Here is a 22,067-nt window from a genome sequence, read left to right on the forward strand (position 1 = left end):
CGCCAGGAAGCTTCTAACCGTGCTCAACGCAATGATGCGCGACCGAAAACCTTATATGATCGCCCCATCGACATAACAGTTGCCGGATCTGCGCTTACGCTTGTCCGGGACGACAGTTGTGAGTGACGCTAGAGCAGCGTCACTTCTTCGCCGCCGCCGCGCGCTCCACGAACGTCTTGCCGCCCTTCATCTTGTGGCGGAGCGGCGCTTCGTTGATCTGGATGACGACGGCCTCGGCGTCGACGCCGAGATTCTTCACCAGTGCCTGCGTGATATCGCGCATCATGCCGGCCTTCTGCTCGTCGGTGCGGCCTTCGGCCATGCTGACGGTGATCTCAGGCATACTACTTCTCCCTCTCGCCTCGCCGTCATGGCCGGGCTTGTCCCGGCCATCCACGGACATCGCTATCAAACAAGACGTAGGTGCCCGGGACAAGCCCGGGCACGACGATCGAAACGAATGGCTAGCCCCAGCTCACGTCATGGCGCGCCAGCACCTCGCGCACCTTCGCGACGAGATCGGCTTCGCTGCACGAGAACTGCGCCGGCCGCGTCTCGCGCCATTCCTGGTTGGAGGCGATCGCCGCCGCGGCCTTGGCGCCCTCGATCAGATCCTTGATCTGCAGCTCACCGCGCGCCTTTTCATCCGAGCCCTGGATGATCACGCAGGGCGAGTTGCGACGGTCGGCGTATTTGAGCTGGTTGCCCATGTTCTTGGGGTTGCCGAGATAGAGCTCGGCGCGAATGCCGGCGGTGCGCAAGATTGCCACCATCTTCTGATAGTCGGCGACGCGGTCGCGATCGAACACGGTCACGACGACAGGCCCGATCTCGGGCTTGGTGTCGAGCTTGCCGAGCAGCGTCAGCGCCGCCTGCAGCCGCGAGACACCGATCGAGAAGCCGGTCGCCGGCACCGGCTCGCCACGGAAGCGCGAGACCAGGCCGTCGTAGCGACCACCGCCGCCAACCGAACCGAAGCGGACGGGGCGGCCCTTCTCGTCCTTGGTATCGAGCAGCAGTTCGACCTCGTAGACGGGGCCCGTGTAATATTCGAGGCCGCGCACGACGGAGGGGTCGATCTTGATGCGATCTGCGCCGTAGCCCGACGCGGTGACGAGCTTGGCAATCTCTTCCAGCTCGCTCACGCCGGCCTGACCGACTTCGGTCTTGGCGAGATAGGTCTCCGCCGCGGCAACGGCCTCTTTCCAATCGTCCCGCGGCTTGGTGATGGCGAGAACGACGTCAGCCTCCGCCGCGCTGAGGTTGGCGCCCTTGGTGAAATCGCCCTTGCCTTCTTCGCCACCGTCCCATCGTCCGGGACCGAGCAGCTTGCGCACTTCGTCGGCGGAGAATTTGTCGAGCTTGTCGATCGCGCGCAGCACGGTCAGGCGGCGCGCCGCGTTCTCCTCACCGGCGAGCCCAATCGCCTCGAGAACGCCGTCGAGCACCTTGCGGTTGTTGACCTTCACCACGTACTGGCCGCGCGCGATACCCAGCGCTTCCATCGTGTCGGCTGCCATCATGCAGATCTCGGCATCCGCCGCCGGCGTCGCCGAACCGACGGTGTCGGCATCGAACTGCATGAACTGGCGGAAGCGGCCGGGACCGGGCTTCTCGTTGCGGAAGACGTAGCCGACGCGGTAGCTGCGATAGGGCAGGACCAGACCGTCAGTGCCGTAGCGCTCGCCGACATAGCGGGCGAGCGGCGCAGTCAAATCGTAGCGCAGCGAAATCCACTGCTCGTCGTCGTCCTGGAACGAGAACACGCCCTCGTTCGGACGGTCCTGGTCGGGCAGGAACTTGCCGAGCGCGTCGGTGTATTCCATCGCCGGCGTCTCCACCGGCTCGAATCCGTAGAGCTCGTAGACGGCGCGGATCTTCTCGACCATCTCGCGCGTCGCCCGGATCGCGGCAGGGTCGCGATCCTCGAGCCCGCGCGGCAGCCGCGCCTTCAGTTTCTGGGTTTTCTTGGGTTTTTCGGCCATGCGGGCGTTTACCAGCCGACGCGCGATGCGGCAACTGCCGGCTGGCCCTACGGCTGCTCCATCCGCGCCCGGAGCGCGTCGGCGTCGGCCTTCGGCATGGATTTGAGCAGCGGCTTGATGGTTTCACCGCCGACGATCTTGCCGTTGCGCATGAACATCCAGTCCGAAATGTCGCCTTGCGCGAACTGGACCTGGTCGCCTGCGTGCTTGCCGGGCAGGTCACGCGGTTCGTTGGCGAAACGGCCCGAATAGTGACCATCGGGCAGCTTCTTCACCTCGGCCATCCAGATATGCTCGGCGCCTTTAAGGGTCGGAAAGCGCACTTTCAGCGAGTGGCCGTCCTCGGTCGACTTCGGTGCGTCATAGGAGGCCCAGAACCTCGGCAGCGTATCGCGCGCCCGCATGATCGCGGCGTTCATCTCCATGTCCGCCGTGCGCACGTCGATGACCGGCGAGCGGTCCTCGGCGGAGACCTGAGCCTTCGGAGCGATCGTCAGGAAGGCGAAAACGGTGAAGCCGGCGAGCGCCGCCAGCATTGCCCATCTCATGGGCTGGGAAAGCGTGGATGTCATGCGCGATGTCCAAATGCCTCGATATCCAAATCACTCAAGGCTTGGGCTTTGTCGCGCGGGCACGGCAGTGCGTTCATGGCATGTTGACTAGACTAGGGTTCCCGGGATGCTGCGCACCACGCCGCCTCTTGGTGGCGTGGTGCGCTGCTGATCCGGGGTCCAGCAAACTCGCATTTCTGGGTCCCGGCTCGCGCTTCGCGCGTCCGGGACACGAAAGATCAAAACACCTTGCGGATCCAGTTGTGAGGATCGTTGGTGCGGCCGTACTGGATGTCGACGAGCTGCTTGCGCAGGCCCATGGCGACGGGACCGGCTGCGCCGCCCGAGATCTCGAAATCGCCGCTGACCGAGCGCACCTTGCCGATCGGCGAGATCACAGCCGCGGTACCGCAGGCGAAGGCCTCCTTCAGCCGGCCGCTCGCCGCATCCTTGCGCCACTGATCGAGCGAATACGGCTCCTCGCGCACGGTCTTTCCGGCATCGCGGGCGAGCGCGATGATGGAGTCGCGGGTGATGCCGGGCAGGATGGTGCCGAGCGGCGGGGTCGAGAGCGAGCCGTCGTCGAACACGAAGAACACGTTCATGCCGCCGAGCTCCTCGACGTAGCGGCGCTCGACCGCGTCGAGGAAGACGACCTGATCGCAGCCGTGCTGGATCGCTTCCGCCTGCGCGCGCAGGCTCGCCGCGTAATTGCCGCCGCATTTGACGGCGCCCGTGCCGCCGACCGCGGCGCGGGTGTAATTCTCGGAGACCCAGATCGAGACCGGCGCGGGACCGCCCTTGAAATAGGAACCGACGGGCGAAGCGATCACCGCAAAGATGTATTCGGACGACGGCTTGACGCCGAGGAAGGTCTCGCTCGCGATCATGAAGGGCCGCAGATAAAGGCTGCCCTCGCCGCCCGGCATCCAGGCGCGATCGATGCGCACGACCTGCTCGACCGCCTCGATGAAGACGTCCTCGGGAAGCTGCGCCATCGCCATGCGATCGGCGGAATCCTTGAAGCGGCGCGCATTGGCGTCGGGGCGGAACAGGTTCACGCCGCCGTCGTCGCGCTTGTAGGCCTTGAGGCCCTCGAAAATCTCCTGGGCGTAGTGCAGGACCGCGCCGGCCGGATCGATCTGGAAGTTGGCGCGCGCCTCGACCTTCGCTTCATACCAGCCGCCCTTGGCCTGGTTGTAGCGGACCACAGCCATGTGATCGGTGAAGACGCGTCCGAAGCCGGGGTCGACCAGCTTGGCGACCCGGTCCTTCTCGAGCGTCGGATTTGATGCGGGCTGGATGTCGAATTTCATACTCATGTCCTTGCCTCCCGCTGCCGGTGGCGGCGCTGTTCCGGCGCCGCCTGCCCGCTTCCGGGCCCGGCTGGCTTGATGTGGTTTCTGGCCGGACCACCGCCAGCCTTGTTACGGCCGGTTTCCGTGGCCAGCATGTCTTCCGAGGACATGCTTTTGCGGAAGGCGGAAGTCCAGTATGTTTTGCCGAAATGCCGCTCGACAATCGCACGGTAGATCTGATCCGGCCGTCGTCGCCTGTCCGGCTCTTTCCGGCCACTCTGACAACTGCCATCCGACGCGAAACGATCTAAAATTTCGTGCGGGCTGATCGTTTTGTAACATTGAACCCAAGATACGTCAATATGCCTGACATAAATTTCGCAACTCCCTCACAAGACGCTGCCGAGCCTCGGCCGGCGGCAGACGATGGAGGCAATTTGCGCTGGGATATCATCGAGCTGCTGTTCTTCGCCTATCGCGATTTCGTCGGCGATCCCGACCAGGAGCTGGAGGCATTCGGCTTCGGCCGGGCTCATCATCGGGTCATGCACTTCGTCTACCGCTATCCCGGCTTGAAGGTCGCCGACCTGCTCGACGTCCTGCGCATCACCAAACAATCGCTTGGCCGGGTGCTCAAGCAGCTGCTGGACGAGGGCTATATCGTCCAGAAGACCGGCGACAATGACCGTCGTCAGCGCCTGCTCTATGCAACGCCGAAGGGCGAAGCATTGGTGCAGAAGCTCGCCGGCCTGCAGACGACGCGGATCACCAAGGCGCTCGCCGAGATGGCGCCTGATGATGCCGAGACCGTGAAGCGCTTCCTGCGCGCGATGATCGACCGCGAAGATCCGGACAAGGTGCTGGAGACGATCTTCGCGACCAATCAAGACTCGGAGGAGTGACCTTGCTGCTCTCTGCCACGCTCGCCCGCCCGCCGGTGCAACCGGCCGACGATGCCCCGCATCTGCTGCTGGTCGACGACGACCGCCGCATCCGCGATCTCTTGTCACGCTTTCTCGCAGCCGAAGGTTATCGCGTCACCACCGCCGCCAGTGCCGGCGATGCGCGGTCGAAGCTTCTGGGCCTGCATTTCGACCTGCTGATCCTCGACGTGATGATGCCCGGCGAGTCCGGTTTCGATCTCGCCCGCTTCATCCGCACCTCCTCCTCGGTGCCGATCGTGATGCTGACGGCGCGGCATGAAGCGGAGGCCCGCATCGAGGGCCTTCAGATCGGCGCCGACGATTACGTCGCAAAGCCGTTCGAGCCGCGCGAGCTGGCGCTGCGCATCAACAACATCCTCAAGCGCGCCGCGCCGCCGGTCCAGGCTGCAGCGATCGAAAAGATCGCGTTCGGCCCCTACGTCTATCATCTCGATCGCGGCGAGCTGCGCCAGGGCGAGGAGGTCATCCACCTCACCGACCGCGAGCGCGAGATGCTGCGCATCCTTTCGGAGACTCCGGGCGAGACTGTGCCGCGCAGCGCGCTCACAGGCAATGGCAGCGTCAACGAGCGCGCCGTCGACGTGCAGATCAATCGCCTCAGGCGCAAGATCGAGACCGATCCCGCCAATCCGTTGTTCCTGCAGGCGGTGCGCGGTATCGGCTACCGGCTGGTGGCCTCGCCATAGTGAAGTGAAGCGCGCCAGATGAGCACGATCGATACCGGCCTGACGCTGCTCAAAAGCGCCGCCGGCCGCGTCTCTGCCGCCAATGGCTGGATGGGCAACGCGTTCAAGGGCTGGATGCCGACCGGCCTCTATGCCCGCGCGCTGCTGATCATGATCGTGCCGATGGTGATCCTGCAAACCGTGATCGCCTTCGTGTTCATGGAGCGGCACTGGAACACGGTGACGCGCCGCCTGTCGCAAGCAGTGGCGCAGGACGTCGGCAGTCTCGTCGACATCTACAAGGGATATCCGCAGGATAAGGACCACACGCAACTGCGCCGCATCGCCGTACGCATGCAGTTCGTGGTCGATTTCCTTCCTCCCGGCGACATGCCGCCGCCCGGGCCAAAGCCGTTCTTCTCGCTGCTCGACCAGACGCTCTCGGTGCAATTGGGACGGCAGCTCAATCGTGCGTTCTGGATCGACACCGTCGGCAATTCCAATCAGGTCGAGATCCGCGTCCAGGTCGACGATGCCGTGATGCGCATCTTCGCGCAGCGCAGCGCCGCCTATGCCTCGAACTCGGAGATCTTCCTGTTCTGGATGGTCGGCACGTCCTCGATCCTGCTGATCGTGTCCGTGCTGTTCCTGCGCAACCAGATCAAGCCGATCCTGCGGCTTGCCGACGCCGCTGAAAGCTTCGGCAAGGGCCGCGAGGCGCCGAACTTCAGGCCACGCGGCGCGCGCGAGGTGCGGCGCGCGGCGGGCGCCTTCCTCGAGATGAAAGCCCGCATCGAACGCGCGATGGAGCAGCGCACCGCGATGCTCGCCGGCGTCAGTCACGATTTGCGCACCATCCTCACCCGCTTCAAGCTCGAGCTGGCGCTGATCGGCGACAATCCCGAGCTCGAGGGCATGCGCAAGGATGTCGACGAGATGTCGATGATGCTGGAGGACTATCTCGCGTTCGCCCGCGGCGATTCCGGCGAGCAATCGCAGCCGACCGACATGGCGCAGGCACTGGAGGAACTGCGCAGCGACGCCGAGCGCCACGGCCACACCGCGACCGTGACATTCAGCGGCCTGCCAGTGGTGACGGTGAAGCCGGCCTCGTTCAAGCGCTGCCTCGCCAACCTCGTCACCAACGCCGCACGCTACGGCAAGACCATTGCCATCTCCGGCCAGCGCGATCACCGCTACTTGACCGTCACGGTCGACGACGACGGCCCCGGTATCCCCGTCCATTTGCGCGAGGAAGTTTTCAAGCCGTTCCTGCGGCTCGACAATGCCCGCAACCAGGACGAAGGCGGCACGGGCCTCGGGCTCGCGATCGCCCGCGACATCGCCCGCTCGCACGGCGGCGACATTACGCTGGGCGACAGCCCGATGGGTGGGCTGAGGGCGAGTGTGCGGATTCCGGTGTAGCGCCTCTTCCCTTCTCCCCTTGCGGGAGAAGGCGGAAGCGAACTCACTTCGGCAGCAGCGCCTTCAACTTATCAACGTCGCGCACGTTCATCTTGAAGCCGCCGGGCATCACGATGTCGCCGGGCTTCTGGTCCGGCTTGCAGGCGCCGAGCCACTTCGCCTCCAACGTCATGGTGGTGTCCCGGCCCGCGGTGCCGGCCACGCCGCCTTGCGCGTGCGACGAGGTCTTCACCGTGTAGGCCGAATTGAAATCGCCAGTGATCTCGGCATGCGAGGTCGTGGACATGCCGGCGACGCTGCACTCGGAATCGCTGACATAGCCGGTCGCCGTCTTTTTGATGTCCTGCTTGGAGCAGATCTGCTTGGCCATCGGGGAGACGTTGTTGCTCATCTCCTTGTCGACGGTCTCGTCGGTGCAGTGCTGCATGGTCATCTCCGGCATCGCCGAGCCGGTCCGGACCATCTTCAATTCCCAGAGGCCGGCCTTGCGCACCGGCAGATCGTTGGCAAAAGCGCTGCTCGCCGACAACACGAAACAGACGGCCGAACCGAGCGAAGCAAGCTTGCGCGTCATAGGAGCAACTCCCGGCTGAGATTGTCGTGGCTGGCGTTCCGAAACGCCTCAGTAGAGCGTGCGGATCGGCCGATCGGCGGCACCGTAGGGCACCCAGCGGCAGGCGAACGAGATGTAGCCGCCCTCATAGGCCTGCACCGCGAGGAATTTCACCACCTTGCCGTAGCGCGCGCAGTGATCGACCGCGACCTGGCGCGCATCGGTCTGGGTTGCCATGGAATAGGCGATGATGCCGCCGGTGTCGTTGCCCTTGAAGGGCGGCACCGGAAGGAGGTCGGCACGCGCCGACTGGCTCGCCATCATACCCGAGGCAAAGATCAGGCTGGCAAGAAGGCCCGCGGCCGCAATGATTCGCATTCCCGTCACTCCGATTGGTTGGCGGCAGTTTACGGTGCCGGCGCGGCCGTGAAAAGAACCGAAGGCCTGCCGGCTGCGACGTTGTGATCAACTCCTGGCCGAGTGTTGCCGCGCTGCACTTGACCTGCCCCGCCCTTCGCGGCACCGTTCGACCTTCGCAGATCATGCTGTCTGGATTGCCCATGCGCGCCTCGACCTCCCTGAAATCGCTTCGTTTTGCCGCCGCCCTCGGCCTCATGTTCGGAGCACTGTCGCTCGGTGAAGCCAAGGCCGCCAATCCGCTGGAGCTGAACTTCTGGCTGAGCGGACCCCGTTATGACGGCAAGCTCGTCGACTGCGACCAGGCGCTGCCGACGATCGCGAACCAGTTCTGGGACAAGGAAAGGTCGTTCTGGAATTCGCCGTTGCAGATCACGGGCTTCTCGAACGTTCACGAGACCGCGTTCCGGCCCTGGGCGTCCGACAACATTCCGCGCCGCTACTGCACCGGCGAGGCCATGCTCAACGATGGCAAGATGCGCCGGGTGCACTTCGCGATCGTCGAGGACGGCGGCTTTGCCGGCTACGGCCAGGGCGTCGAATGGTGCGTGGTCGGGCTCGACCGCAATTGGGCCTACAATCCGGCCTGCCGCGCTGCCAAGCCCTAAGTTCGAAGCCTGATTCGAACTGATCAAGGGCCGAATCGTCGGTCGCTCGAAATTTGTTCTTGAAATGTTCTCGTTGCCTGCTAGGCTCTGCTGCACAGTCTAGTTGAGGGGCGTCGTCATGTTTCATTTTAGATTGCATTCTTTCTCCCGTCTCGTGATCTCGCTAACCCTCCCCCTGATTCTTGCCGGGCTGACCTCGCTGGCCGGCGGCGCACAGGCGCAAGACAAGCGGCAGAACGCGCCAGGCGAGTTCGACTTCTATGTGCTGTCGCTATCCTGGTCGCCGTCGTTCTGCGAGGAAGCGGCCGAGCGCGGCCGCGGTGGCGGGCGCTCCAACATCCAGTGCGAGGGACGGCCCTATTCCTTCGTGGTGCACGGGCTGTGGCCGCAATATGAGAGCGGCTTCCCGGAATACTGCCAGCGGCCGTCGCCGCGGCTGAATCGCAACATCGTCTCCTCGATGCTCGATCTGATGCCGGCGCCCGGCCTGATCTTCAACGAGTGGGACAAGCACGGCACCTGCTCCGGGCTCGACGGCCGCAATTATTTCGAGACCATCCGCAAGGCACGCGCCGCGATCAAGATCCCGGCCGAATATCTCGACCTGTCGCAGGCCAAGACCGTGGCACCTGGCGAGGTGGAAGAAGCCTTCATCAAAGCCAATCCCGGCCTGAGCAACGCGGCCGTCTCGGTCACCTGCAACCGGACCCGGCTATCGGAAGTCCGCGTCTGTCTCAGCAAGGACCTGCAATTCCGCGCCTGCGAGGAATTAGAGCGTCGCTCCTGCCGCCGCGACCAGGTAACGATGCCGCCGATCAGGGGCGGTTAGACCGTCCTCAAGCCGTCATTCCGGGGCGCGCGAAGCGCGAGCCCGGAATCCATCGCTCCGCATTCTCGGTGGCGAAACGGGTCCCAGGTTCGGTTGTCTCGCACCGCGCCGGAATGACGGGAGTTACTTTCATCGCGTGATGTCGTAACTCTCCGCCATGAACTACCGCCACGCCTTTCACGCCGGCAACTTCGCCGATGTCATCAAGCACATCGTGCTGGCCCGCATCCTCACTTATTTGCAGGACAAGCCGGCCGCGTTCCGCGTGATCGACACCCATGCAGGTGCCGGCCTCTATGATCTCGACAGCGACGAGGCGCGCCGCAGCGGCGAGTGGCTGACCGGAATCGCCCGTCTGATGCAGGCGCGCCTCTCAAACGAGACAGTCGCACTGACCAAGCCCTACATGGACATCGTTCGTGCCTTCAATCCGAAGGGCGAGCTCAAGACCTATCCCGGCTCGCCTCTGATCGCGCGCGGCCTGATGCGGCCGCAGGACCGGCTTGTGGCCTGCGAGCTCGAGCCCAAGGCGCGCAAAGCGCTGATCGACGTGCTGCGGCGCGACGAACAGGCCCGCGTGGTCGATCTCGACGGCTGGATGGCGCTCCCGGCTTTCGTGCCCCCGAAGGAGCGGCGCGGCCTCGTGCTGATCGACCCGCCCTTCGAGGCCAAGGACGAGTTCGAAAAACTTGGCGAAGCCTTCTCCACGGCCTTCGCGAAATGGCCGACCGGTATCTATGTAATCTGGTACCCCGCCAAATCCAGGCGCGCCACCGACACGCTCGCGCAGCTCGTGGCACGCACCGCAGCTGCGGCAAAGACTCCGGGAAAATGTCTCCGCCTCGAATTCAGTGTGGCACCGCAAACCGACGGCGGCGCTCTCACCTCGACCGGGCTCCTGATCGTCAATCCGCCCTACACGCTGCAAGGTGAACTCAAGACGATCCTGCCCGAACTGGAAATGCCGCTCGGACAAGGTGGCGCTGCCAGATTCCGATTGGAGGTGCCAAAGGCCTAAAGCCGCCGCCATTCTTGGGAAAAATATGCAGTAGCGGTAGTCAATCCGCAAAGAACCGTATTATGCTGTTTCTGTGACTGGCTTTACGTTCCGCTTCCGCGAATGGTTGCGGCGGAGTGAAGGCCTAAGAAAGATCCCGTCGGACCGAAGGGTCTGCCGAAGGATGGCCAGCTCTCCCGGGCTTCGTAACGCCCGGTCATGTCGCGACGCGCGTCTGCGTTGCGACGGAGGAGCAATGAGGGGGAGTTTCCCGATGGCCAATACGGGAACGGTTAAGTTCTTCAACGGCGAGCGCGGCTACGGCTTTATCAAGCCGGATGACGGCGGTCGCGATGTCTTCGTTCACATCACCGCTGTTGAGCGGGCGGGACTGAAGGACCTTGCCGAAGGACAGCGTATCACATTCGAAGTCGAACCGGACAAGAAGGGGAAGGGGCCGAAGGCGGTCAATCTCGTGATCCTTTCGTAGCGGACCTGACCCAAAAGCTGGCGCAAAAAAAGTCCCGGCCGCGAGCGGCCGGGAGGTTATTGTCCGGTATTTTCTTATTTGGCTATCAGAAGTGATAGTTCACGCCTGCACGAACAATGCTGGCGCTATAGCCGTTTGACACGCCCGTAATTGCGAACTGGCTCGACGACAGATCGACGTAGAGATATTCGATCTTCGCGCTCCAGTTCGGCGCGAAGCCGACTTCCGCGCCGAGACCGGCGGTCCAGCCGACGCTGTTGTGCGACTCCGTCCAGCCGAATGTCTGCGCGCGCAGCTCGCCGAAGGCGAGGCCCGCGGTGCCGTAGAACAGCACGTTGTTGAAGGCGTAGCCGGCGCGACCGCGCAACGTGCCGAACCAGGGATTGGAGAACTTCCAGGGCGCGAACGTGTCATCGGCGCCAGCGGCCTGGATGTCGCCCTCGACACCGAACACCCACGGGCCGTTCTGGAAATTGTAGCCAGCCTGCACACCGCCAACAAACCCGGAGGGCTTCGCGGGATTGTTGCTCACCGAGCCCCATTCATAGCCGAGATTGGCGCCGAGATACGGGCCGGCCCAGCTATAGGAATTAAGCGGCTGATTGACCGTATAGGGCGCTCGCTGCCCATAATTCAGATCGGCGGCCTCTGCTGAAGCCGTCCAGCCGGCTGCAACCAATGCGGCTGCGCCTACAACGAGCCTCTTCATTCCACACTCCAACGCAACTGCCGTAACCGGGTGGGATGCCCGCGCCGCCGCGCGAGGGCACAACCGCGTGGTTACGGAACCACCACTCTTTCGCGTAAGATTTATCGAGAGTTTTAAGTTAAAGGGCTGTTAAGACCCGTTACCGCGCTGTTAACAGACTTAAGGAAGCGTTACCGGGAACTGCCCGCCAACCCTGTGCGTGCGGCACAGCCGGAACTTCAAATCGATCCCCTCAGCGCCTAAATTCGCATCATGGTTCACGATTCCACCGACAAGCCGGGCGAGGTGCGCGCACGCAAATCGCAGCAGCCCGCAACCGGCACCCCACCCCAGGAGGATACGGCGTCGACGCTGTCGCCGGACCTCGATCCCGCCACCAACGGTGGCGACGACGAGGACGATTCGCGGCTCCCGGATATTCTGGAAGAGAGCGGCGCGATCGGCGAAGAGCCGCTGGCGTCAGGTCACGAGGCGATCGAGCGCGCGGTCCGGCTCGCGCCCACCTCGCCCGGCGTCTATCGCATGCTGAGTGCGAGCGCCGACGTGCTCTATGTCGGCAAGGCCAAGAACGTCAAAAAGCGCTTGTCCAGCTACGCGCGCCAAAGCGCGCCGCTGCCGGCGCGCATCCTGCGCATGATCGCGGCCACGGTGACCGTGGAGATCATCTCGACCACGACCGAGACCGAGGCGCTGCTGCTGGAAGCCAACCTCATCAAGCAGTTGCGACCGCGCTTCAACGTGCAGCTGCGCGACGACAAGTCGTTTCCCTATATCCTGATCACCGGCGACCATTGGGCGCCGCAGATCCTGAAGCATCGCGGCGCGCAGACGCGGCCCGGACGCTATTTCGGCCCGTTCGCCTCGGCGGGCGCCGTCAACCGCACCATCACCGCGCTTCAGCGCGCGTTCCTGATCCGCTCCTGCACGGACTCGTTCTTCGAGAGCCGCACCAGGCCGTGCCTGCTCTACCAGATCCGCCGCTGCGCCGGCCCCTGCACCCGCGAGATCGACTTTGGCGGCTATACGACGCTAGTGCGCGAAGCGACCGACTTCCTCTCCGGCAAGAGCCAGGCGGTGAAGCAGGAACTCGCGGGCGAGATGGAGAAGGCCTCGGGCGAGCTCGAATTCGAAAGCGCGGCGCTCTACCGCGACCGCCTCGCCGCGCTGTCGGCGATCCAGTCACAGCAGGGCATCAATCCGCGCACGGTGGAAGAGGCCGACGTGTTCGCCATCCATCAGGAGGGCGGCTTCTCATGCGTCGAAGTGTTCTTCTTCCGCACCGGCCAGAACTGGGGCAATCGCGCTTATTTTCCGCGCGCGGAGAAGACCTATACGCCGGAGGAAGTGCTGGGCTCGTTCCTCGCACAGTTCTACGACGACAAACCGCCGCCGAAGACCATCCTGCTCTCGCACGAGATCGAGGAGAGCGACCTGCTTGCCAACGCGCTCTCGATCAAGGCCGGTCACAAGATCGAGGTCATCGCGCCCAAGCGCGGTGAGAAGAAGGAACTCGTCACCCACGCGCTGACCAATGCGCGCGAGGCGCTCGGCCGCAAGCTCGCGGACACCGCGACCCAGAGCCGCCTGCTCGATGCCATGGCCACGACGCTCAGCCTGCCGCATGCGCCCAAGCGCATCGAGGTCTACGACAACAGCCACATCCAGGGCACCAATGCGGTCGGCGCCATGATCGTCGCCGGCCCCGACGGCTTCGTGAAAAACCAGTACCGCAAGTTCAACATCAAGTCGGAAGGGATCACGCCGGGCGACGACTTCGCGATGATGCGCGAGGTGCTGGAGCGCCGCTTCAAGCGCCTGATCAACCCGCCCGAAGAGGGCGCGGCCAAGGAAAATAACAAGGCCAAGGACGACGATTTCCCGCAATGGCCCGATCTCGTGATCATCGACGGCGGCCGCGGCCAGCTCAACGCCGTCCGCGAGATCTTTGCCAATCTCGGCCTGACCCAGGTTTCGCTGATGTCGGTCGCCAAGGGCCCTGACCGGGATGCCGGCCGCGAGACCCTGTTCATGCCGGGGCGCGAGGCGATCAAGCTGGAGCCGCGCGACCCCGTGCTCTATTTCATCCAGCGCCTGCGGGACGAGGCCCATCGCTTCGTCATCGGCTCGCACCGCAAGCTGCGCAAGAAGGACATCCGCGAGGCCGGTTTGCAGGAAATTCCCGGCATCGGCCCGTCACGCAAACGTGCCTTGCTGCACCATTTCGGAACCCTGAAGGAGATCGAACGAGCCTCGATCGCCGATCTCGGCAAGGTTCCTGGGGTGAGCGCCGAGAGCGCCCGCAGGATATTCGACTATTTCCATCCCCAGCCGGGGTGAACTAAAGGGGCGGTAGTCATATGGTCGTTGCATCCTGTACCCCATCTGGGGAGGAACGGTTGACCTTCAGGCTTGAGCGGTATTGGTAGGACGGATGAACATCGCCACGACACGAGGGACGACCAGCCGCGCGATGTCCCTCCCGAACATCCTGACCTATGGCCGGATCGCCGCGATCCCGGTCGTGGTTGGATGCATCTACGCGCAATCGATCATGGACTATCCGCTGTGGCTGCGCTGGGTCGCGGTCGCGATCTTCATCGGCGCTGCGGTAACCGACTATCTCGACGGCTACTACGCCCGGATCTGGAATCAGCAATCGGCGTTCGGCCGGATGCTCGACCCTATCGCCGACAAGCTGCTGGTCGCCTCCTGCCTCCTCATGCTGGCTGCCGACGGCATCATCCATGGCTGGTCGCTGTGGGCCGCCATCGTGATCCTGTGCCGCGAGATCCTGGTCTCGGGCCTGCGCGAATATCTCGCCGCACTGCGCGTCAGCGTTCCCGTGACCAAGCTCGCCAAGTGGAAGACCACCGTGCAGCTGGTCGCGATCGGCTTCCTGCTCGCAGGTCCTGCCGGTGACGAAGTCGTCCCCATGGTCTCGCTGATCGGCATCGTCCTGCTGTGGGCCTCCGCGATCCTGACCATGTACACCGGCTACGATTATTTCCGCGCCGGCATCCATCACCTCATCAAGGAGGATGAGGGATGAAGGTGAAGTACTTCGCCTGGGTGCGCGAGCGCGTCGGCAAGGCCGAAGAGACCATCGAGCCGCCCGCGACGGTGCGTACCGTCGAGGAGCTGATCGCCTGGCTGTCCAGCCAGGGCGAGGCATATGCTTATGCCTTCGAGAGGCCGAAGGTCATCCGCACCGCGATCGACCGTGCCCACGTCAAGGCGGACGCTACGATCGCCGGCGCCCGCGAGATCGCGTTCTTCCCGCCAATGACCGGCGGCTAGGCCATGATTTCCTCCGTCGCCAACTGCCCGGTCGCCATCCGCATCCAGGAAGACGATTTCGATATCGCGCGCGAGATCGCGGTCCTGACCAGGAGCCGCACCGATATCGGCGCGGTCGTGAGCTTCTCCGGCATCTGCCGCGCCGACGAGGACAGCTCCAGGATCGCGGCGCTGACGCTCGAGCATTATCCTGGAATGGCCGAGGAAGAGATCAAGCGACATGTCGACGAGGCCATGTCGCGCTGGCCGCTCAACGGCGTCACGGTCATCCATCGGGTCGGGCGATTCATGCCCGGCCAGAACATCGTGCTGGTGCTCACGGCCTCGCAACACCGCCGGGCGGCGTTCGAGGCGGCCGAGTTCCTGATGGATTATCTCAAGACCAGCGCCCCGTTCTGGAAGAAGGAAGAGAGCGCCACCGGCACCGGCTGGGTCGAAGCCCACGCCCGTGACGACGAGGCCGCCGCACGCTGGACCAAATCCTGATGGCAAAAGCATCCAAGAAGCCCGCGCGAAGCCGCGCCGCACCGAAACTCGCGAAGGTCGGCCGGGGCGAGCTGCTCACGCTGATCGATTTCGTTCGCTATGCGGTGAGCCGCTTCACCGAGGCCAAGCTCGCATTCGCCCATGGCACGACCGATCCGGTCGCGGACGCCGTGTTCCTGGTCTGCGAGGCGCTGCATCTGCATCCCGACCAGTTCGAGATTTTTGGCCATGCCTGCGTCACCGCGGCGGAAGGCAAGACCCTGCTCGATCTCATCCATAAGCGCATCGCCACGCGCAAGCCGACCGCCTATCTGGTCAACAAGATCTACATGCGCGGCCTGCCCTTCTATGTCGACGAGCGCGTCATCGTTCCGCGCTCCTTCATCGGCGAGCTGCTGGACTCGCATTTCGGCGGCGACGGCGAGGTGGGCTCGCTGATCGACGATCCCACGGCGGTGGAGCGGGTGCTTGATCTCTGCACGGGATCGGGATGCCTGGCCGTTCTCGCCGCGCATCATTTCCCGAACGCCACGATCGATGCCGTCGACGTGTCGAAGGGCGCGCTTGAAGTCGCCGCGCGCAATGTTGCGGAGCATGGGCTGGACGACCGGATCAGGCTCCATCGCGGCGATCTGTTCGCGCCGCTCGGCGACGCCAGATATGATCTGATCATCACCAATCCGCCCTACGTCGACGCCGAAGGCATGGCCGCGCTGCCGCCGGAATGCCGGGCCGAACCGAAGCTTGCCTTCGACGGCGGCCCCGATGGTCTCGACGTGGTGCGCCGCATCCTGCGCGAAGCGCCCGACCATCTCACGCCCGATGGCGGCCTCATCTGCGAGATTGGCCGCGGCCGTGAGGTGGTCGACGAGGCCTTTCCGGAACTGCCGCTGCTTTGGCTGGACACCGAAGAGTCCGAGGGCGAGGTGTTCTGGATTGCCGCCGCCGATCTCGGCTGATCCGCTGCGGCAACAGCGTCCCGGCGGAACAAGTCAAAATCCGCCACGTTCATTCCCCGACCAATGTCTCTCTCGGAGGATGTCCGCATGCTCGCGCCATCGGGCGAATTGCTGCGCGCCGGCATGGCGCTGAAGCTCAACCATCTCAAGCGCGCGGTCAGGTCTTACCTGCGTGACCGCACCAGCCAGACCACAGGCCGCATGAACTCCTATGCGGTTGCGGCTGGGTTGTTCGCAATGGCCGGGCTGTTCGTGATCGCAGCCATCTTTGTCGGCCTGATTGCCCTGTACCGCTGGGTTGCCATCGCCTATGGGCAATTCTGGGGCTTTGGCAGCGTCGCGGCCGTGCTGCTGGTCCTCGCCGGGACGTGTGCCGGGGTGGCGATAGCCCGGATGAATCGCCGGACCCGGCCGATCGTGCCGCTCGCCAGCCGGATGCGCGTTGCGATCGCTACGCCGCGAATTCCGCGCGGGACGATCAAGCAGGCGGTGAAGGAGGTCGCGACGACGATCCCGCTGGCGCCGCTTGCGCCGGGCGAACCAGGCAACGGCCAAAAGAGCTCGCCGGTTCGCGGCAATCGTCCTGCGCAGCTCGGCCTGATGCTCGCTGCCCTCACTCTGGTGGGCGTCACCGCGGCGCGGCGGAGGTACCCTGCCCGCAGCCAGGATGCATGATGTCGGCACGGCGCTCCGAGCAGCTTGATAGCTGGCTGCTGGTCGCCGCCACGGCCATCCTCGTCCTCACCGCGGAACGCTACTTCCATGAGGCTGGCGTCATCGGACCGAGGCCTCGGCATCCGCCGGACACGAGCATCGCACCTGCAGCGACGCAGCCGGCCCGGGGGCGCCGCTGGGAAAGCCCGTTCGCTATCCCCTGGGCCGACTGGAAGGATATCCTTGGGCGAACCTATCGGCGCATCGACGACGATCGGCTGCTCGCGACCGCGGGCGGCGTGGTCTTCTTCGGGCTGCTTGCGATCTTTCCCGCCGTCACGGCGCTGGTCTCGTCCTACGGACTGTTCGCCGATCCCTCGACCATCAGCGATAATTTGCAAACGCTCGCGATGATGCTGCCCGCGGGCGCGTTCCAGATCGTCGAGGACCAGGTCGCGCGCGTGGTCTCGAAGGGCAATACGGCGCTGGGCGCCACCTTCCTGTTCGGCCTCCTGCTGGCCATCTGGAGCGCCAATGCCGGGGTCAAATCCATCTTCGATGCCCTCAACGTCGCCTGTGAGACGCGCGAAAAGCGCGGCTTGATCGAGCTGAACCTGATTTCACTGGCGTTCACTGTCGGCGCCATCGCCGCGTTGTTGCTGATGGTCGGCGCCGTGGTCGCCTTCCCGCTCGCGCTCGATCATCTCGGCATCGCGCCCGAGAGCAGGCTGATCGTCGCGCTGGCGCGCTGGCCGCTGCTGCTCGTCATCCTGCTGGCGGCGCTCGCCATCCTCTACCGCTTTGCACCCAGCCACGAGGCGCCGCGCCGGCAGTGGCTGAGCGTCGGTGCGGTGGCCGCTGCCCTGTTCTGGATTGCCGGCTCGGCGCTGCTGTCCTGGTACCTCTCGGCCTTCGCCAATTACGGCGCGACCTATGGTTCGCTCGGGGCTGCGATCGGCCTGATGATGTGGATGTGGATGTCGGCTATAGCGATCATGCTCGGGGCCGAGCTGAACTCGGAAATCGAGCGGCAAGCCCTACAGGATACGGCGGAAGCACCGAACCTGAGCCTCCGCGACGAGCGTGCTCGCCAGGGCTTTCGCCGGGCTGCCCTGATGTGAGTCTGACGGAGGGCACTATCCCCTCGAATCAACAATGCTGTTAAGGTCATGCGGCTTGGGGAGCATGAGACGCGACGGGTGCGAATGGCGGCCCGTGTTTTCCCGGGTGAGGAAGTCAGCTCTTGAGGCGTAACGCGCGGCATGATTCGTATTTCGACGATCTTCATCGCCTTCTGCATGGTTCTGGTCGCGGCCTCGCTCGGGCTCGTGCTCTATTCGGTCGCCGGCATCAGCGGAACCGAATCCGCAATCGTGGCGCTGACCGCGCTGACCTTCCTGATCCTCTACAACGCGGTCTCGATGCGGCTGCGCGACCGCAGCGACGTCGGCGGCCAGATCGCCGACCTCTCACGCGGCACCGCCGACCTCGCCCGCCAGGTGGCTGAGTTCGGCCGCCGGCTAGCGGCGATCGAGGGCCGCATCGCCTCGTCCAATTCGACCAATTCGGACCGCGTCCAGACCGTGGTCGGCGAGATCAACGAGCTTGGCGGACTGGTCAGGCAGCTCGCCGCCACGGTGTCGGCTCATGAGGACATGCTGGCCGGCAGCGCACCGGCGCCAGCCCCCGCTCCGCCCGCCAAGGCGGCGCCGGAAGCCCCGATCGACCTGATCGCGCCCTTCGAGGAGCGACAGGCTGCGCGTCCCCCGCTTCCTGCAGCGCCACCGCGGCCAGTGGCCGCGCCTGCGCCTGCCGTCAAGACGCAAGCCACCAATGCCGTTCAGACCGTCAACGGCCGCAACCAGACCCAGATGCTGGCGACGCTGCGCAGCGCCATCGACGAGAACCGCATCGACATCTTCCTGCAGCCAATGGTGACGCTGCCGCAGCGCAAGGTCCGGTTCTACGAAGCCGTGACCCGGGTGCGCGACGAGCGTGACCAGCTGATTGCGGCCGAGGAGTTCATCAGCATTGCCGAGGCTTCCGGCCTGATCGGCCGCATCGACAATATGGTGATGCTGCGCTGCGTGCAGGTGCTGCGCCGGCTGATGATCCGCAACAAGGATGTCGGCGTGTTCTGCAACGTCGCGGCCTCGACGCTGGGCAATTCCACGACCTTCGCGCAATGCCTCGATTTCCTCGAAGCCAACCGGGCGCTCGCGCCGGCGCTGGTGCTGGAGTTCAAGCAGGCGACCTTCCGGGGCCTCGGCCCCGCCGAGACCGAGAATCTCGCGGCGCTCGCGCAGCGCGGCTTCCGTTTCTCGATCGACCATGTCACGGACTTGCGGATCGAGCCCCGAGAGCTCGCCGACCGCGGCGTGCGCTTCATCAAGGTGCCTGCATCCCTGCTGCTCGATCCGAAGCAGGCCTCGGCCTCGGACATCCACCCCTCAGACCTGTCGGATCTGCTCGGCCGCTTCGGCATCGATCTGATCGCCGAGCGGATCGAGGGCGAGCGCGCGGTGGTCGATCTGCTCGACTATGACGTACGGTTCGGCCAGGGCTTTCTGTTCGCCCCGCCCCGGCCATTGCGGCCCGAGGGGCCATCTGCTACCGGCGGGGCCGCGCCGAACCAGGCGCAGGACATTCAGGGATCCAATGGTTCCGGTACACCCAGCCCAAGCACAACGTCGAGCGCAACATCAGCTGCGGCGCCTGCCGCCCCGTCATCGCGCATCACCGGCAACGCTGCGCTTGCGCGCCGAATCTGATCGGTCGCTGACATCATGACCACGCTGCATTTTGCTCAAAGCCTGCGTGAGCTCGTGGGCGGCGTCGATGTCGTGCTCAGCGACATCTGGGGCGTGGTCCATAACGGACTGGAATCCTTCCCCGAGGCCTGCGAGGCGCTGCACACCTATCGCAGCCACGGCGGTACGGTGATCCTGATCACCAACGCGCCGCGCCCGGCCGACTCCGTGCAGCGGCAATTGCGCAAGCTCGGCGTCGCCGACGAGACCTATGACGCGATCGTCTCCTCCGGCGATCTGACGCGACTCTATGTCGCCGACCACCCCGGCCGCAAAATGTTCTGGCTCGGCCCCGAGCGCGACAACTCGATCTATCGCGGCCTCGATGCCAAGACCGCGCCGCTCGAAGAGGCCGACTACATCGTCTGCACCGGCCTCTATGACGACGAGACCGAGACCGCGGAAGATTATCGCGGCATGATGCTGAAGGCGCGCGAGCGCAAGCTGACGCTGGTCTGCGCCAACCCCGATATCGTGGTCGAGCGCGGCGACCGGCTGATCTATTGCGCCGGCGCGATTGCCGAGCTGTACCGCGAGCTCGGCGGCGAGGTGATCTTCTACGGCAAGCCGCACCGGCCGATCTATGAGCGCGCGATGGCGCTCGCCGGCGAGCGCCAGGGCCATCCCATCGACCGGAAAAAGGTGCTGGCAATCGGCGATTCCGTCCGCACCGACCTCACCGGCGCGCGCGAATTCGGCATCGACTGCCTGTTCGTCACCCGCGGCATCCATGCCGAGGAGTTCGAAGGCCTCGACCAGCTCGATCCGAAGTCGGTGACGGAATTGTTCGGCCACCCGCCGAAAGCGCTGATGCGCGAATTGAAGTGGTAGGCTCCGTCGTTCCACAGGGAACGACGCGGAAATGCAGAAGGGCCCGATCGCCGATGGCGACCGGGCCTTTTGTTTTGGTCGGCGCGAGGCGAGGAATAACCAAGCGAAGCGCGGGCGTCGCCCCTCTCCTCTTCGCATTCCGCCAAAAGGCGAAAAACAACCCCATGCACAGTAGAAGCGAGATTCCTCGCCACCGCGAGGTTCGCTCGGTTAGGCCATTGCAGCGTCGAGCAAATCAGCCGCAAGCCGGCAAGGAGCGCAGCACCTGCGGCGCGCGTTCGTTTTCGTAACCAGCGGCAGCGCCTGTCGGCAGCGATAAGGATGGACGCAATTTCGTTTTTAACGAATATCGTTTGACCCGTCGGGCAAAACAATGGCATGATGCCATGCTGGCCCTATTCGGAGATCGCTCCCGCGCCGCGTCTGGCGAGACGCACGCGCGCCATCCATTCACTCAAGCATCCGTCGACAGAGTGGGCGCCGTCCTTTTTTTATCGTCACGTCGACCTTGGCAATTATCCTGCCGATTGGGCGGACCATCGGCCAGATGATGGCCGCGACTACGGAGAGCTGTGATCGGGAAGAGATGAGTTTCGTAAGGGCTCAACCCATCCTACGCGCTGTGACGATGGTGGAGCCCTCGACCTTATAGCGCAGCTTCATGATCTGATTCTTCTCTTGGCCGCGGATTGTGTAGAGCAGGTCGCCGCCTTCGCCGAACTCGAGCAGCACGTTGCCTAGATCAGTCAGCGCCCGCGCGTCCGTCCGGTCCACCACCCATGCACCGACCAAGCTCATACTTCACCGCCGGGATTTCAGTTTTTCAAGGTATCTCACCCGCTGTGTTTCTGTCAGCCCCGGCGATTTTCCGGTTTCCCACAGAGCGACAAGCTCATTCACGTCGAGATAGCGCGTGACGTACGGCGCCCCTTTGGTAGCAATCACCTCAGAAACCTCAGCAGCCAGCGCGCCAACGGCCACAGCTTCCGAGATTTCCCACCATTTATCCGGGCGTCCAGGCATAAGCATTCCGATACGTTGCCTAAGATGGGCGCCCATACTTCGCGCCTTCTCTAATGAAGGCTGATCCGGCTCCAGCAATGCGCCGCAGATCACAGCTAGATTGACTGTAAAAAGAATCTGGTCGCCAGTGCTCTTTGTACTCTTCTGAAACTCGATAATCCCAGCATTATCCTGTCTGACGACCCTCAAGATGGAGCCTTGCCGATGGAAGCCTAGCTTATCTACTTTCTCGGCCGTCGTCCCCACCACTTTCCCAAAAGCCACATCGAGTACTGCGCGCGACTTCATCTATCCCTCGCAACATTCACGACATAACCTTGCGCATTCTTCAGCCACCAGTCTTTGAGCTGTTGAAGCCCGTAGGATGGGTTGAGCCCTTGCGAAACCCATCGAATTACGGTGACAGTGCACTAATGATCATTCCTCCGGCGGCGTCAATTTAGTGCACTGGACTGCACCCCTGAAGTGAGACACGATAATTACAGTGACAGGCATTTCGAGGATGACCTGTGGCAGGACGAGGAAAGAAGCGTCAA

At 64.1% G+C, this 22,067-nt stretch carries 25 protein-coding genes; 16 read left to right on the forward strand and 9 right to left on the reverse strand.

The genetic code is table 11. The features are described 5' to 3' along the window. Nucleotides 1-139: 139 nt before the first annotated feature. The 4 genes from M2427_RS41045 to M2427_RS41060 all read right to left on the reverse strand — a co-directional run bounded on the left by M2427_RS41045 (nt 140) and on the right by M2427_RS41060 (nt 3,858). Complete coding sequence (locus M2427_RS41045; protein ID WP_057741976.1) at nt 140-343, reverse strand: tautomerase family protein; 204 nt, start codon at nt 341-343, stop codon at nt 140-142. Between the two features lie 121 nt (nt 344-464). Further along, nucleotides 465-1,985, reverse strand: coding sequence for a histidine--tRNA ligase (gene hisS, locus M2427_RS41050; protein ID WP_280712420.1), 1,521 nt, complete (start codon nt 1,983-1,985; stop codon nt 465-467). Nucleotides 1,986-2,032: 47 nt separating this feature from the next. Then, nucleotides 2,033-2,557 (reverse strand): DUF2314 domain-containing protein, encoded by a 525-nt coding sequence (locus tag M2427_RS41055; protein ID WP_280712421.1) that lies wholly within the window; start codon nt 2,555-2,557, stop codon nt 2,033-2,035. 218 nt (nt 2,558-2,775) lie between these two features. Further along, complete coding sequence (locus M2427_RS41060) at nt 2,776-3,858, reverse strand: branched-chain amino acid aminotransferase (protein WP_280712422.1); 1,083 nt, start codon at nt 3,856-3,858, stop codon at nt 2,776-2,778. A 413-nt stretch (nt 3,859-4,271) separates the two neighbouring features. Here M2427_RS41060 and M2427_RS41065 point away from each other — a divergent pair, with 413 nt between their 5' ends. The 3 genes from M2427_RS41065 to M2427_RS41075 are packed head-to-tail and all read left to right on the forward strand — an operon-like array spanning nt 4,272 to nt 6,868. Beyond that, entirely contained in the window at nt 4,272-4,736 is a 465-nt protein-coding gene (locus M2427_RS41065; protein WP_348521977.1) for a MarR family transcriptional regulator, read from the forward strand. Then, nucleotides 4,733-5,464, forward strand: coding sequence for a response regulator transcription factor (locus M2427_RS41070; protein ID WP_280712424.1), 732 nt, complete (start codon nt 4,733-4,735; stop codon nt 5,462-5,464). Before M2427_RS41065 ends, M2427_RS41070 begins: the two co-directional genes overlap by 4 nt. Nucleotides 5,465-5,482: 18 nt before the next feature. Then, nucleotides 5,483-6,868 (forward strand): ATP-binding protein, encoded by a 1,386-nt coding sequence (locus M2427_RS41075; protein WP_280712425.1) that lies wholly within the window; start codon nt 5,483-5,485, stop codon nt 6,866-6,868. Between the two features lie 43 nt (nt 6,869-6,911). Here M2427_RS41075 and M2427_RS41080 read toward each other — a convergent pair whose 3' ends face one another. Beyond that, a complete protein-coding gene (locus M2427_RS41080; RefSeq protein WP_280712426.1) occupies nt 6,912-7,442 on the reverse strand; it encodes a DUF3617 family protein in 531 nt (176 codons plus the stop codon). Nucleotides 7,443-7,490: 48 nt separating this feature from the next. Then, nucleotides 7,491-7,799, reverse strand: a complete 309-nt coding sequence (locus M2427_RS41085) for a hypothetical protein (protein ID WP_280712427.1) — start codon at nt 7,797-7,799, stop codon at nt 7,491-7,493. A gap of 182 nt (nt 7,800-7,981) precedes the next feature. On the opposite strand from M2427_RS41085, the gene M2427_RS41090 reads away from it, so the two are divergent. The 4 genes from M2427_RS41090 (at nt 7,982) to M2427_RS41105 (ending at nt 10,762) form a co-directional block, all read left to right on the forward strand. Further along, nucleotides 7,982-8,446, forward strand: a complete 465-nt coding sequence (locus tag M2427_RS41090) for a hypothetical protein (RefSeq protein ID WP_280712428.1) — start codon at nt 7,982-7,984, stop codon at nt 8,444-8,446. A gap of 118 nt (nt 8,447-8,564) precedes the next feature. Continuing rightward, a complete protein-coding gene (locus M2427_RS41095; protein ID WP_280712429.1) occupies nt 8,565-9,275 on the forward strand; it encodes a ribonuclease T2 in 711 nt (236 codons plus the stop codon). Between the two features lie 157 nt (nt 9,276-9,432). Beyond that, on the forward strand, nt 9,433-10,293 hold the full coding sequence (rlmJ, locus tag M2427_RS41100; RefSeq protein ID WP_280712430.1) for a 23S rRNA (adenine(2030)-N(6))-methyltransferase RlmJ: 861 nt from the start codon (nt 9,433-9,435) through the stop codon (nt 10,291-10,293). Between the two features lie 253 nt (nt 10,294-10,546). Beyond that, on the forward strand, nt 10,547-10,762 hold the full coding sequence (locus tag M2427_RS41105; protein ID WP_027534220.1) for a cold-shock protein: 216 nt from the start codon (nt 10,547-10,549) through the stop codon (nt 10,760-10,762). A gap of 85 nt (nt 10,763-10,847) precedes the next feature. Here M2427_RS41105 and M2427_RS41110 read toward each other — a convergent pair whose 3' ends face one another. After that, nucleotides 10,848-11,471, reverse strand: a complete 624-nt coding sequence (locus M2427_RS41110; protein ID WP_280712431.1) for a porin family protein — start codon at nt 11,469-11,471, stop codon at nt 10,848-10,850. A gap of 252 nt (nt 11,472-11,723) precedes the next feature. Between M2427_RS41110 and uvrC the strand changes: the two genes are divergently transcribed. From uvrC to M2427_RS41155, 9 genes are all read left to right on the forward strand, one after another. Beyond that, entirely contained in the window at nt 11,724-13,808 is a 2,085-nt protein-coding gene (gene uvrC / locus M2427_RS41115) for an excinuclease ABC subunit UvrC (protein WP_280712432.1), read from the forward strand. 94 nt (nt 13,809-13,902) lie between these two features. After that, nucleotides 13,903-14,520, forward strand: a complete 618-nt coding sequence (pgsA, locus tag M2427_RS41120) for a CDP-diacylglycerol--glycerol-3-phosphate 3-phosphatidyltransferase (protein WP_280712433.1) — start codon at nt 13,903-13,905, stop codon at nt 14,518-14,520. After that, on the forward strand, nt 14,517-14,768 hold the full coding sequence (gene moaD / locus M2427_RS41125) for a molybdopterin converting factor subunit 1 (protein ID WP_280712434.1): 252 nt from the start codon (nt 14,517-14,519) through the stop codon (nt 14,766-14,768). Before pgsA ends, moaD begins: the two co-directional genes overlap by 4 nt. 3 nt (nt 14,769-14,771) lie before the next feature. Beyond that, nucleotides 14,772-15,254: a molybdenum cofactor biosynthesis protein MoaE gene (locus M2427_RS41130; protein ID WP_280712435.1), complete on the forward strand. Its 483-nt coding sequence runs from the start codon at nt 14,772-14,774 to the stop codon at nt 15,252-15,254. Continuing rightward, the gene (gene prmB, locus M2427_RS41135; protein ID WP_280712436.1) at nt 15,254-16,213 is read left to right on the forward strand and encodes a 50S ribosomal protein L3 N(5)-glutamine methyltransferase; all 960 of its coding nucleotides are present in this window, start codon (nt 15,254-15,256) and stop codon (nt 16,211-16,213) included. The genes M2427_RS41130 and prmB overlap by 1 nt, the downstream gene beginning before the upstream one ends. 87 nt (nt 16,214-16,300) lie before the next feature. Further along, the gene (locus M2427_RS41140; RefSeq protein WP_280712437.1) at nt 16,301-16,888 is read left to right on the forward strand and encodes a phage holin family protein; all 588 of its coding nucleotides are present in this window, start codon (nt 16,301-16,303) and stop codon (nt 16,886-16,888) included. Beyond that, nucleotides 16,888-17,988 carry a YihY/virulence factor BrkB family protein gene (locus M2427_RS41145; protein ID WP_280712438.1) on the forward strand — a complete coding sequence of 367 codons (1,101 nt, stop codon included), beginning with the start codon at nt 16,888-16,890 and terminating at the stop codon, nt 17,986-17,988. The genes M2427_RS41140 and M2427_RS41145 overlap by 1 nt, the downstream gene beginning before the upstream one ends. Nucleotides 17,989-18,129: 141 nt before the next feature. Next, nucleotides 18,130-19,638, forward strand: coding sequence for an EAL domain-containing protein (locus M2427_RS41150; RefSeq protein ID WP_280712439.1), 1,509 nt, complete (start codon nt 18,130-18,132; stop codon nt 19,636-19,638). A 15-nt stretch (nt 19,639-19,653) separates the two neighbouring features. Next, nucleotides 19,654-20,508 (forward strand): TIGR01459 family HAD-type hydrolase, encoded by an 855-nt coding sequence (locus tag M2427_RS41155; RefSeq protein ID WP_280712440.1) that lies wholly within the window; start codon nt 19,654-19,656, stop codon nt 20,506-20,508. A 603-nt stretch (nt 20,509-21,111) separates the two neighbouring features. On the opposite strand, the gene M2427_RS41160 is transcribed toward M2427_RS41155, so the two are convergent. Together M2427_RS41160 and M2427_RS41165 are read right to left on the reverse strand one after the other, a co-directional pair. Further along, nucleotides 21,112-21,306 carry a hypothetical protein gene (locus M2427_RS41160; protein WP_280712441.1) on the reverse strand — a complete coding sequence of 65 codons (195 nt, stop codon included), beginning with the start codon at nt 21,304-21,306 and terminating at the stop codon, nt 21,112-21,114. Between the two features lie 3 nt (nt 21,307-21,309). Beyond that, on the reverse strand, nt 21,310-21,819 hold the full coding sequence (locus tag M2427_RS41165) for a DUF4304 domain-containing protein (protein ID WP_280712442.1): 510 nt from the start codon (nt 21,817-21,819) through the stop codon (nt 21,310-21,312). Nucleotides 21,820-22,067 lie beyond the last annotated feature (248 nt).

Origin of the sequence: Bradyrhizobium sp. BR13661 (genome assembly GCF_029892425.1) — a bacterium.
In the GTDB taxonomy this organism is placed as follows: Bacteria; Pseudomonadota; Alphaproteobacteria; order Rhizobiales; family Xanthobacteraceae; genus Bradyrhizobium.